The following is a 10,954-nucleotide window of genomic DNA, read 5'->3' as shown; positions in this document are numbered from 1 at the left end:
TACCACCGGCCTGCACGAACATCGCACAACTTGCGCGCGCACGCTTTGCCTGCTCCCTGCGCATAGGAGGCCCTTGCGCTACCATTGCCCGTCCCCTCCTTGCATCCCGCATCCCATGCCTGCTCCCCAGATCCTCCAGGTCGGCCCGCTCGCGCCGCAGACCAACGCCACCCTGCAGCAACAATACGGCGCCGCCGCGCTGTGGCAGCAGGCCGATCCGATCGCGTGGGCGCGCAGCGAGGGCCAGCAGGTGCGCGTGGTGGTGACCTCGGCGCGCCACGGCTGCAGCGTGGCGCTGATCGATGCGCTGCCGCGCCTGGAAGCCATCGTCAGCTTCGGCGTCGGCTATGACGCGATCGCGCTGGACGCGGCCCGCGCGCGCGGCATCCAGGTCAGCAACACGCCCGACGTGCTCAACGACTGTGTTGCCGACCTGGCCTTCGGGCTGCTGCTGGATGCGGCGCGTGGCATCGCCCATGGCGACCGCTTCGTGCGCGCCGGGCGCTGGCCGCAGGGCGGCTTCCCGCTGACCACGCGCGTGTCGGGCAAGAAGCTCGGCATCCTGGGGCTGGGCCGCATCGGCGAGATCGTCGCGCGCCGCGCGCAGGGCTTCGACATGGAGATCGCGTACAACAACCGCCGCCTGCGCGAGGGCGCGCCGTGGCGCTTCGAGCCTGACTCTGAAGGCGCTGGCGACGTGGGCCGACTTCCTGGTGGTGGCCACCGTCGGCGGGCCGTCGACGGCCGGGCCGGGCTGGTATCGCGCGAGTTGACATCCTCCCCGTCCTCAGCCTTTGGCTGCCGCCTTACGGCGGAAAGGACGAGGATTCCTACGGCGCTACGTGATGCTCTACGTAGTCACTTCGGTGGGTTCCTGCTTCGTAGAGCGGCTTGACTACGCCGACTCTCCACAGGCTGCAACGCGGTGCCCCCGCGCCAAAATGTTGATCGCGCCGACCACGTCGGCGTGATTCGCATAGCCGCATGCCACACAGGCGAAGCTCGCCTGGCTCTGCCGGTTCTCGGCAGATACATGCCCGCAGCAAGGGCACGTGCGACTGGTGTGCTGTGGTGGCACAGCTATTAGCCAGCCGCCATTCCACGCTAGCTTGTATTCCAGTTGACGCCCGAACTCGTACCAACCCTGATCGAGGATGGCCTTGTTCAGGCCGGACTTGGCCCTGACGTTCTTGCCCGGTTGCCCGCTTGAACCGGCCGCTGACTTGGACATGTTCCGTACCTTCAGGTCCTCGATACACACCATCGCTTGATTTTCGCTGATCGTGGTCGTGGCTTTGTGCAGGTAGTCGAGGCGGGCGTTACCGATGCGTGCGTGGATACGCTGGATTCGGGCCTTGGACTTCTTCCAGTTGTTGCTGAATTTCGTCTTGCGGCTCATCGCCCGCTGCGCACGGCGCAGTCTGGCTTCGTGCTTCCTAAAGCTGTTGAGCGGCGCGAGGAAAGTGCCATCGCTCATGGTGGCAAAGCGAGCGATGCCCATGTCGATGCCGATGGCGCTGGTGGCTTTCGGCACAGGTCGCTCGACCTTCCGCTCAGTCTGGATCGAAACAAACCACTTGCCGCCCGACAGGCTGACGCAGGCATTGCGTACCTCACCGAGTACGTCGCGGCTGTTCCTGTATCGCAGCCAGCCCAGCTTGGGCAAAAAGATACGCGAGTTGGTCTGATCAAGCTTGATTTGCTTCTGGTCGGGATAGCGGAAACTGTCGCCCAGACCCTTCTTCTTGAAACGCGGGAAGTCGGCCCGTTTTGCGAAGAAATTTGTGTAGGCCCGCTCCAAGTCCTTGAGCGTCTGTTGAAGAGGATGGACTGGTGCATCGGCCAGCCATGCTGTTTCCGTGCTGTTGCGCCACTCCGTGAGTTGCTTACACAGACCGGCATAGCTGAGCTTCTTTTCGCCTTGATCGTAACGCTGTTTCTGCAACGCCAGCGCCTTGTTATAGACGAACCGGCACGATCCGGCATAACGGCGCATGTTGCGCTGCTGCTCGCCGTTCGGCATCAATTCGTATTTGAATGCTTGAAGACGCTGCATGGCCCAATCATACTCTTGGCCTACGAGCGACGACAATGACATTCGGCAGAGGACCTGCGCGACATATTTACCGGCGTTTGCGCAGATTTCGAAGCTGAACTGGTGGAGTTCGATGGGGAGGACGATCACGTTCACCTTCTTGTGAACTACCCGCCAAAGGTCGCGGTGTCCGCACTGGTAAACAGCTTGAAAGGGGTATCCAGCCGTATGATCCGAAAGAAGAACTACCCGAGCATCAGCAAGAAACTATGGGGCGGTGCGCTGTGGTCGCCGTCTTACTTCGCAGGGAACTGCGGCGGTGCGCCCATCGAGATCATCCGCCAATACATTGAGCAACAACAGACGCCGCATTAGCCGCCGAAAGGACGCCGACGGCGTCCGCGCTATCCTTCCCCGGCCTAAAGGCTGCCTAAAGGCCGAGGCTTGCCGCGCACTTGGTCAATGTGTCGCGCGGCAGCGTGATCGACGAGGCGGCAATGGTCGCGGCGCTGGTTGACGGGCGCCTGGGCGGCGCCGGCCTGGATGCGTTCCTGGCTGACGGCAGGGTACTGACGCCAGTGCTGTAGAAGGCTACCCGCGTGCCTATACTGGATGCACCGGCCCCAGCCCACTCTGCGGGCCGGCGTCAGGAGGCATCATGGCACGCAAGTTTATCGATTGCCGCGAGTTCCCGAGCGACACCCACTGCACGGTGGCAATGAGCGCCGACAGCGAAGACGAACTGCTCGAAGCCGCGGTCCAGCACGCGGTAGCGGTGCACCAGCATCAGGACACCCCTGAGTTGCGCACCCAGTTGAAGTCATTGTTCAAGGAAGGCATGCCGCCGGCGTGAAACGGCACGGCTGGCGCCCGGGGGCGCCGGCCCCCACCCCTGGGGCTCATTCGCAGTCCCTGATACAGCACTTATACCACTTCGAATACCCATGACGGCCGTCATGGCACATCATTGACGCAGCGCTATATACAGACGTATATTGCGCCTGACAGCCCACCCGCACAGGCCTTGCCGCACACGCCGGCTGGCCGAATCCCGAGGATTCCGATGTCTGCCCTCCGTTCCTGCCGCCGCGGGTTCCTGCTGGCCGCCTCCGTCGCCACGCTGGCGCTGGCCGCGCCGCCCGCCTTTGCCGCCGACCTGGTGGTGTCCGCGGCATCCAGCCTGACCAACGCCTTCAAGTCGCTGGCCGAGTCGTTCGAGCGCGCCCATCCTGGCACGCACGTGGTGCTGAACTTCGGCGCGTCCGACGTGCTGACGCAGCAGATCATCAAGGGCGCGCCGGCCGACGTGTTCGCCTCGGCCGACCAGGAAGCGATGAACAAGGCCGAGGCCGAGAAGGTGATCGCGCCGGCCTCGCGCCGCAACTTCGCCGCCAACCAGGTGGTGCTGATCGTACCCGCGGACAGCAAGCTGGCCATCGCCTCGCTGCAGGACCTGACGCGCCCGGAAGTGAAGCGCATCGCCTACGGCAACCCGGCCTCGGTGCCGGTGGGCCGCTACACCCGCGGCGCGCTGGAAGCGGCCGGGCTGTGGGACGCCGTCGCCGCCAAGGGCGTGCCGGCGCAGAACGTGCGCCAGAGCCTGGACTACGTCGCGCGCGGCGAGGTCGAGGCCGGCTTCGTCTTTGCCACCGATGCCGCGGTGATGCCGGATAAGGTCAAGGTGGCCGTGCGCGTGCCAAGCCGCACGCCGGTGACCTACCCCATCGCCATCACCAGCCTGACGCGCCAGCAGAAGGAAGCGGCGCAGTTCGTCGACTACGTCGCCTCGCCGGAAGGCCAGGCGGTCCTGTCGCGATTCGGCTTCCAGAAGCCCTGACGGAGCGTTGCGCGCACCATGGACGCCGTCTGGGTACCGCTGCTGCTGTCGCTGAAGGTGGCCGGCTGGGCCACCGCGCTGAATGCCGTGCTCGGCGTCGGCGCGGCCTGGGCGCTGGCGCGCTGGCGCTCGCCCCTGCGCGACGTGGTCGATGCGGTGCTGACGCTGCCGCTGGTGCTGCCGCCCACGGTGCTGGGCTACTACCTGCTGGTGCTGGTCGGGCGCCGTGGCGTATTCGGCGAGTGGCTGGCGCGCCTGGGCATCGAACTGGTCTTTACCTGGCAGGGCGCAGTGCTGGCCTCCACCATCGTCGCCTTCCCGCTGGTGCTCAAGTCCGCGCGCGCCGCCTTTGAAGGCGTGGATCATCAGCTGGAAAACGCCGCCCGCGTGCTGGGCGTGCCAGAAGCCGGCATCTTCTTCCGCGTCACGCTGCCGCTGGCCGCGCGCGGCATCATCGCCGGCGTGCTGTTGGCCTTTGCCCGCGCACTGGGCGAGTTCGGCGCCACGCTGATGATCGCCGGCAACCTGCCCGGACGCACGCAGACGCTGTCAGTCGCCATCTATGAGGCGGTACAGGCCGGCGACGACAACACCGCCAACCTGCTGGTATTGGTGACCTCCGTCACCTGCGTGCTGCTGCTGGTGGTCGCCGGGCGCCTTGTGCCGGCCGCCACGCGCAACCCCGCTGAACTCTATGAACGCCGGCGCCTGCGCCCGCGCATCCGCTAAGCCGAGTCGCCATGAGCATGCACGTCAGCATCCGCAAGCAGATGGTCTCGGCCGACCGCCACTTTGCACTGGATATCGATTTCGATTCGGCCAGCCGGCGCATTGCGTTGTTCGGGCCCTCGGGCGCCGGCAAGAGCCTGACGCTGCGCGCCATCGCCGGCCTGCTCGCGCCAGACAGCGGCCGCATCGTGCTGAACGGCCGCACGCTGTTCGATGCCGACGCCGGTATCGACGTGCGCCCGCAAGAGCGCCGTGTGGCCTACCTGTTCCAGGAATACGCGCTGTTCCCGCACCTGAACGTGGGCCAGAACATCGGCTTCGGCCTGTCGCGCGGCTGGCGCAACCCGCGCCGCGGCGCCGTGCATCCGGAAGCGCAGCGCTGGATCGACGCCTTCGGCCTGGCCGACATCGTCGGCAACTACCCGGCCGAGATCTCCGGTGGCCAGAAGCAGCGCGTGGCACTGGCGCGCGCGCTGGTGGCGCAGCCCGACATCGTCTTGCTGGACGAACCCTTCTCCGCGCTGGACCCCGCGCTGCGCGCGCGCATGCGCGCGGAGTTGCGCACGCTGCAGGCCAGCCTGGATGTGCCGATGCTGGTGATCTCACACGATCCCGCCGATGTCGAGGCGCTGGGCGACCACGTGCTGGAAATCCGCGAGGGCCGCATCTTCGGCAGCGGCACCAGCCGCCACCATCCGCCGGTCTACGCGCCGGTGTCGGCGCGGGTGGCCTGAGCCGAGCGCAGCAGGTCGACGTAGGCGCCTTCAATCAGGTTCGACGCGGGAATGCCCAGCCGCGCCAGCAATGCGTGGGCTTCGGCCACGCCGTCCTCCAGGCGCTCGCCGTCGGCCAGCACCACTTCCAGTTCCAGGAAATCGCCCAGCGCCTCGACCCGGTCCAGGTGCACGCGCGTGCGGCCAGCCAGGTACAGCGTGCGCAGCTTGCGCACCCGCCCGCCCTCGCCATGCGCCGCGGCCAGCGCCGCGCGCAAGGTATCCGGCGATTGCGTCGGCGACAGGATGTAGAAGCTCTCCTTCGGCCCCGCCTCGTCGGCACGCGCATAGAAGATCAGCTCGCCGCGGTCGGGGGCGAACTCGCGCAGCTTGAGCCGGCCGTTGGCGCAGGGGAAGAAGGTATCGTCCTGGCGGATGTATTCGGGACCGCTGTCGGCCAGTGCTGCCGCATGCGGCAGCAAGGCTTCTATACTGTCAATGCGAGCCTTGATCTCGATGTTTCTTGGCATGCGTCTCTCTCCTGCGCTCAGCCCAGCAGCAGCCGCGCGGCAATCACCCACATGGTGATGCCGATCACCACTTCCAGCACCTGCCACGCGCGCGGCCGCGCAAACACCGGCCGCAGCAGCGCCGCGCCATAGCCCAGCGAAAAGAAGAACAGGAACGACGCGGTCATGGCACCCGCGGCGAACTCGCGCGCGTTCCCTGCGAACTGCGTCGACACCGAACCGATCAGCATCACCGTATCGAGATACACATGCGGATTGAGCCAGGTGAACGCCAGGCACACCGCCAGCGTGGCTCCAAGCGGCCGCGGCGCGGCGTCGCTGGGATCCAGCACCGCGTTCGAGCGCCACGCGGCCAGGAAGCTGCGTGCGCCATACCAGATCAGGAAAGCCGCGCCGCCATAGCGCATCGCCGCACCCAGCCAGGGCAGCTCGCGGATCATCACGGCAAAGCCGGAAACACCCAGCAGGATCAGCAGCGCATCGGAAAGCGCGCACACCAGGCAGACCCAGAACACATGCTCGCGCCGCAACCCTTGTCGCAGCACGAAAGCATTCTGGGAACCGATGGCAAGAATCAGGGAAAGACCGAGGGAGAAGCCGGCGAGAGCGGCGTGCATTTGTTGTGGAACGGCTGTTTTTTTGGGTGGCTATTATTGCACGCCGGGGGCAGCCGATGCCCGCCCATCTTCCCATTCCTGCCGCAGGACTACCTCACGCCACTACACCCAGGATTACACTTGACGCCTTGAACACCGCCACCGCAGCCACCCCCACTTCCAGCCCCAGCGCTTCCACACTCCCATTGGTCACGATCGCCGCAACCGTACCGCCGCCGTCGAGTTCGATCACCACTTCGGCGTTCACCGCGCCAGGCATCACGCGCGACACCACCCCCGGCAACTGGTTGCGCGCCGACAGCCGCATCCCCGGATCGGGCAGCCCCACCAGCACCGACGATGCCTTGATCAGCGCAAACGCCTCGGTGCCCTCGGCCAACGCCAGCGTTTCGACGCTTTCATGCGTGATGGTGGCCACGATCTGCTGCCCGCCGGGCAGTGCCAGCACGACCTCGTCATTGACCGCGCCGCCGCGCACACTGGCCACGCGCCCGAACAGCTTGTTGCGTGCACTGGTCTTGATCATCATTCGCCTCATCAGGTGGATATCGTCGGCCGCCCCCTCGCCCAGGCGCGACAGCTGCGCGACAAAGCGCTGGTGTTCGTCTTCCAGCGCACGATAGGTGCGGATCAGTTGCTCGCCGCGCGCGGTCAGGTGCGTGCCGCCGCCGCCCTTGCCGCCGGCGGCGCGCACCACCAGCGGCTCGCCCGCGCTGTTGTTCATGGCATCGATGGCGTCCCACGCGGCCTTGTAGCTGATGCCGACCGCGCGCGCGGCCGCGGTGATCGAGCCGTGTTCGCCGATGGCGGCGAGCAGCGCGATGCGGTCCTTGCCGCCCCAGTCTTGTGAGCCGGAGCGGAACCAGATGGCTCCCTGGAGTTCAAGCATGGATGTCGGGTGCCGGTGGCCGGCACCGCAATGGAGTTCGAGACGCGGCTATGGTAATCCGAATTGCGGATCGGTCCAGCGCAGGACACTAGGCCATGATGTGCACGCCACCATCCACATAGACTGTGTTGCCCGAGATGCGCCGCGCATACGGCGTGGCCAGGTAGGCAGTGGCAAAGCCCACGTCCATGATGTCGACCACCTCGCCCAGCGGCGCGCGCCCGGCGGCGTCGGCCAGCAGCAGGTCGAAGTCCTTCAGGCCCGAGGCCGCGCGCGTCTTCAGCGGCCCGGGCGAGATCGCGTGGACGCGGATACCCAGCGGCCCCAGCTCGTGCGCCAAGTAGCGGCAGCTGGCTTCCAGCGCCGCCTTGACCGGGCCCATCAGGTCATAGTTGGGCACGACGCGGTTGGCGCCCTCATAGCTCATCGCGAACAGCGTGCCGCCCTGCGGCATCAGCGGCACGGCCAGGCGCGCCATGCGCACGAAGGAGTGGCATGAGATGTCCATGGCGCGCCCAAACCCCTCTGCCGACGAATTGAGCAGGCCGCCCTGCAGGTCGGCCTTGGGCGCGAACGCAATCGAATGGACTATCGAATCGAGACCGCCCCACACGCTCTCGATACGCGCAAAGAGCGCCGTCATCTGCTGCGCGTCTTCCACGTCCAGCGGCATCAGGATGGGCGCCTGAATGGCTTCGGCCAGCGGCGCCACGTGCGGGTAAGCCTTGTCGTTCAGGTAGGTCATGGCGACCTGTGCGCCCAGTTCATGGAACGCCCTGGCACAGCCCCACGCAATCGAATCGGCATTGGCCACGCCGGCCACCAGCACACGGGCGCCGGCAAGCGGCGGATTGGATACGTTGACCATGGCGGCTCCTGTTGGACCAAACCCGATGCGGTGCGCAAGCCTCAGCTGCGCGGCCGCGTGGCGCGCGGCGCGGCCTTGCGCTTGCCGGTGGTGCGCGCGGCCTGCGGCTTGCCGTTCCCGGCATGGCTGAGGGCAGACGCGGTATCGGCCGCGTCCACCGGCGCAACTGCGTCGGCAGCCTCGGGCGGATGACCCGTGCCCATTACTTCGGCGACTTCGCGATAGCGCCCCAGCCGCTCGCCTGACAGCGGGCCGCCGACCGTCATCACGCGATGCGCCGCCACCATCAGCTTGCGGCGGGTCTCGCGGTCCGGCACCAGGGCCGGCAGCGCCCGGATCGCGCGCTGCGGATCCAGCCTGACGATAAAGCTCTGCTGGCGCACTGCGGTCTTGAAGGCGGCCAGGTCGGCCTGGCCGCCGGATTGCTCGGTGGCTTGCTGCTGTTCGCGCGCAATGCGGCGCAGCAGGTTGAACGGCCGCTCCTCGATGGCGCTGGGGCGATCGGCCACGTAGGCCAGCACGCGCACAAAGGCCTCCAGTGTGCCGCCCTGCCCGATCGCCGCCTCGGCATCGTGCAGGCGCCGCTGCGCCAGTTCCTTGCGCAACGCCACGGTGACGGGCGACTCCACGTTGGCCGGTGGCAACTGCCCGCTCATGCCCACCAGCGCCGCCATCGCCGGCGAACCGTAGATTGCCTCGAAGGTCCGCTCGTACCACGCGTCGCGTACATCACGATACTGGTCGAGCGCGCTGACGATCTGCGCCGACGCGGCCTTCTCCATGGTCAGGAACGGATTGTCCGGCGCCACCGGCGCGCGATGCGCGCGCACCATCGGCGCCATCGCGCCGATCCACGCCATCCACGGATTCATGTCGGTCGCCAGCGAGCGCTCCAGCCGCGCCGGGTGCAGCGTGCGCATCCACTGCGCGCCCAGTTCATTGGACATCGCGCGCACCCATGGCGAGACGAAGGTGTCGTACATGTGCTGGTTGATCTCGGCCACGCGCCGCACCACCTCGAACGGGCGTTCGTCCTCGCGGCCGTCGTCCAGCGCCAGGATGTCGTTGACGCTGCGGCGCTCGAAGCGCACCAGGTAGCGCCCTTCGATCAGGTCCCGGTGTGGCAGGTCAGGCGCCACGTCCTCGATCTTGGCCTCGTACAGGCCCGGCGGCAGCACATCGATCAGGTCCAGCGCGCAGAACAGTTCGCTGTGTTCGCGGTTGGCGACGCCGGCGGAAACAAAGATGCCCAGGTGCCCCACGGTCTCGTGCAGGCAGTAGACGATCACTTGGTCGTTGGCGACCAGTTCCTCATCGGTGGGGTACAGGTCCGGGATCCAGTTCAGCGCCTGCTGCGGCGGCGTGATGTTGTCCCCCCAGGACGCGAAGACGACCACCGGCGAACGGATGTTGCGCAGGTCCACCACGGTCTTGCCGTCGCTGCTGCGCACCTCGCCCGCGGTCAGCCGGTTGCCGACGAACAGGTTCTGCACAATCCAGTCGATCTCCGCGCGGTTCATCAGGAAGTGGCCGCCCCACCAGCGCTCGAACTCCAGGAAGCGCGGGCCTTCCGTGTCCGCCTTGGCGTAGACGTCGTAGAGCTTCTTCCACAGCGTGTTGGCCGGATTGAGCTGCTCGAAGTTCTGCACGAGCCAGGCACCGTCGAAGCGGCCATTGCCCATGTCGGCGGTCAGCGAGGCCAGAAACGAGCCGCCCAGCAGCCCGCCGCTGTAGCGCATCGGGTTGCGCCCGCGCACGCCCGACCAGTACGCCAGCGGTGCGCCGGCCACCAGCAGCGGCCCGGTGCGCTCGGGCGCGACCGCGGCCAGGATCATCAGTGCCCAGCCGGCCTGGCAGTTGCCGATGACGAAGGGCTTGCCGGGTGCGTCCGGGTGCCGCTCGCCGACGATCTTGAGGAAGTCGGCCTCGGCGCGCGCCACCGATTCGATCGTCTGCCCCGGGCAGGGCTCCTGGAAGAAGGTGACGAAATAGCACGGATGCCCGGTGCGCAGCGCGATACCGATCTCGCTGTCGGCCTTGAAGCCACCGATGCCGGGGCCGTGGCCCGCGCGCGGGTCAATCACCACGAAGGGGCGCTTGGCAGGGTCGGTCGGGCTGTTGGCCGGCGGCACGATGCGCAGCAGCGCGTAGTTGACGGGCTCGGGCAGTTCGCGGCCGTCGGCCAGCAGTTCCTGCTCGAACACGAGCACAGGCGGCATGCCCTCGCGCTCATGCTCGGCGGTCTCGTTGCCGCGCTCGCGCAGGATGTCGAACAGCAGCACGGTGCGCTGCCAGGCGTCGGTGAAGTATTCCAACGCCGGCTGGCCGAGCGCCGCGAACGGATTGGCTGCTTCTGGGACCTGCGTGGTGGAGGGTGATGGGCCGGAACTGCCTTGCGGCGGCCTGGCGGGTATGCGTGCGGTCATTCCACTTTCCCCTGATTGGCGCCGCTGCCGGGCGCTGGCGCACTGTCAGCGCCACTGGAGTGACGCTTGTTGCATTGCAGCAAAAACAAGCCTAGCAGCCGCGGCGATGCCGTGCAACCCGCTGACCGGCACCCCCCAAAGCCTCGCCGCGCGCAGCATCCATCGGTCATCAACCCGACAAATTCGTCGCCTATACTGGCGCAGTGCGCTTGCGCACTGCAGCAAGGCGGTGCGCGGAGCACCCGGTGCGAGACCGACGGCCATCCCTCGACGCCACCGCGCCGGACCAGTATCCTTGCCCAGCATCCGC

The 10,954-nt window shown here is 67.1% G+C and carries 10 protein-coding genes and 3 pseudogenes; 7 read left to right on the top strand and 6 right to left on the bottom strand.

Annotated features, from left to right (window positions below; translation table 11 throughout):
• Positions 1-115: 115 nt before the first annotated feature.
• Positions 116-749 (top strand): annotated as a pseudogene (locus KB879_RS03605) (NAD(P)-dependent oxidoreductase); the annotation flags it as partial.
• Between the two features lie 146 nt (positions 750-895).
• Here the strand turns inward: KB879_RS03605 and KB879_RS03600 are convergent.
• Complete coding sequence (locus tag KB879_RS03600) at positions 896-2,056, bottom strand: RNA-guided endonuclease TnpB family protein (protein ID WP_049800573.1); 1,161 nt, start codon at positions 2,054-2,056, stop codon at positions 896-898.
• A gap of 54 nt (positions 2,057-2,110) precedes the next feature.
• On the opposite strand from KB879_RS03600, the pseudogene tnpA reads away from it, so the two are divergent.
• From tnpA to KB879_RS03570, 6 genes and pseudogenes are all read left to right on the top strand, one after another.
• A pseudogene (tnpA, locus tag KB879_RS03595) lies at positions 2,111-2,410 on the top strand (IS200/IS605 family transposase); the annotation flags it as partial.
• Positions 2,411-2,490: 80 nt separating this feature from the next.
• Positions 2,491-2,622 (top strand): annotated as a pseudogene (locus KB879_RS03590) (NAD(P)-dependent oxidoreductase); the annotation flags it as partial.
• Positions 2,623-2,693: 71 nt separating this feature from the next.
• Positions 2,694-2,888, top strand: a complete 195-nt coding sequence (locus tag KB879_RS03585) for a DUF1059 domain-containing protein (RefSeq protein ID WP_013955718.1) — start codon at positions 2,694-2,696, stop codon at positions 2,886-2,888.
• Between the two features lie 210 nt (positions 2,889-3,098).
• Positions 3,099-3,872 (top strand): molybdate ABC transporter substrate-binding protein, encoded by a 774-nt coding sequence (gene modA, locus KB879_RS03580; RefSeq protein WP_211980766.1) that lies wholly within the window; start codon positions 3,099-3,101, stop codon positions 3,870-3,872.
• 18 nt (positions 3,873-3,890) lie between these two features.
• The gene (modB, locus tag KB879_RS03575; RefSeq protein ID WP_013955716.1) at positions 3,891-4,601 is read left to right on the top strand and encodes a molybdate ABC transporter permease subunit; all 711 of its coding nucleotides are present in this window, start codon (positions 3,891-3,893) and stop codon (positions 4,599-4,601) included.
• Positions 4,602-4,612: 11 nt separating this feature from the next.
• Positions 4,613-5,335 (top strand): ATP-binding cassette domain-containing protein, encoded by a 723-nt coding sequence (locus tag KB879_RS03570; protein ID WP_035821992.1) that lies wholly within the window; start codon positions 4,613-4,615, stop codon positions 5,333-5,335.
• Here KB879_RS03570 and KB879_RS03565 read toward each other — a convergent pair.
• From KB879_RS03565 to KB879_RS03545, 5 genes are all read right to left on the bottom strand, one after another.
• Positions 5,305-5,844: a class IV adenylate cyclase gene (locus tag KB879_RS03565; RefSeq protein WP_013955714.1), complete on the bottom strand. Its 540-nt coding sequence runs from the start codon at positions 5,842-5,844 to the stop codon at positions 5,305-5,307. The genes KB879_RS03570 and KB879_RS03565 overlap by 31 nt on opposite strands.
• A 17-nt stretch (positions 5,845-5,861) precedes the next feature.
• A complete protein-coding gene (locus KB879_RS03560; protein ID WP_013955713.1) occupies positions 5,862-6,461 on the bottom strand; it encodes a LysE/ArgO family amino acid transporter in 600 nt (199 codons plus the stop codon).
• Between the two features lie 94 nt (positions 6,462-6,555).
• Positions 6,556-7,350, bottom strand: a complete 795-nt coding sequence (locus KB879_RS03555) for a TOBE domain-containing protein (RefSeq protein ID WP_013955712.1) — start codon at positions 7,348-7,350, stop codon at positions 6,556-6,558.
• A gap of 88 nt (positions 7,351-7,438) precedes the next feature.
• The gene (gene fabI / locus KB879_RS03550; RefSeq protein ID WP_013955711.1) at positions 7,439-8,218 is read right to left on the bottom strand and encodes an enoyl-ACP reductase FabI; all 780 of its coding nucleotides are present in this window, start codon (positions 8,216-8,218) and stop codon (positions 7,439-7,441) included.
• A 41-nt stretch (positions 8,219-8,259) separates the two neighbouring features.
• The gene (locus tag KB879_RS03545) at positions 8,260-10,644 is read right to left on the bottom strand and encodes a DUF3141 domain-containing protein (RefSeq protein WP_211980765.1); all 2,385 of its coding nucleotides are present in this window, start codon (positions 10,642-10,644) and stop codon (positions 8,260-8,262) included.
• Positions 10,645-10,954 lie beyond the last annotated feature (310 nt).

Origin of the sequence: Cupriavidus sp. KK10, from assembly GCF_018223725.1 — a bacterium.
Taxonomy (GTDB): Bacteria; Pseudomonadota; Gammaproteobacteria; order Burkholderiales; family Burkholderiaceae; genus Cupriavidus; species Cupriavidus necator.
Note: the sequence above shows the minus strand (reverse complement) of the source record. Positions and strands in the feature narration are given on the sequence as shown.

Bases quoted from the DNA above. Each gene is read 5' to 3' on its own strand.
- KB879_RS03600 (WP_049800573.1), bottom strand. From the start codon at position 2,056: ATGCAGCGTCTTCAAGCATTCAAATACGAATTGATGCCGAACGGCGAG.
- KB879_RS03585 (WP_013955718.1), top strand. From the start codon at position 2,694: ATGGCACGCAAGTTTATCGATTGCCGCGAGTTCCCGAGCGACACCCAC.
- modA (WP_211980766.1), top strand. From the start codon at position 3,099: ATGTCTGCCCTCCGTTCCTGCCGCCGCGGGTTCCTGCTGGCCGCCTCC.
- modB (WP_013955716.1), top strand. From the start codon at position 3,891: ATGGACGCCGTCTGGGTACCGCTGCTGCTGTCGCTGAAGGTGGCCGGC.
- KB879_RS03570 (WP_035821992.1), top strand. From the start codon at position 4,613: ATGAGCATGCACGTCAGCATCCGCAAGCAGATGGTCTCGGCCGACCGC.
- KB879_RS03565 (WP_013955714.1), bottom strand. From the start codon at position 5,844: ATGCCAAGAAACATCGAGATCAAGGCTCGCATTGACAGTATAGAAGCC.
- KB879_RS03560 (WP_013955713.1), bottom strand. From the start codon at position 6,461: ATGCACGCCGCTCTCGCCGGCTTCTCCCTCGGTCTTTCCCTGATTCTT.
- KB879_RS03555 (WP_013955712.1), bottom strand. From the start codon at position 7,350: ATGCTTGAACTCCAGGGAGCCATCTGGTTCCGCTCCGGCTCACAAGAC.
- fabI (WP_013955711.1), bottom strand. From the start codon at position 8,218: ATGGTCAACGTATCCAATCCGCCGCTTGCCGGCGCCCGTGTGCTGGTG.
- KB879_RS03545 (WP_211980765.1), bottom strand. From the start codon at position 10,644: ATGACCGCACGCATACCCGCCAGGCCGCCGCAAGGCAGTTCCGGCCCA.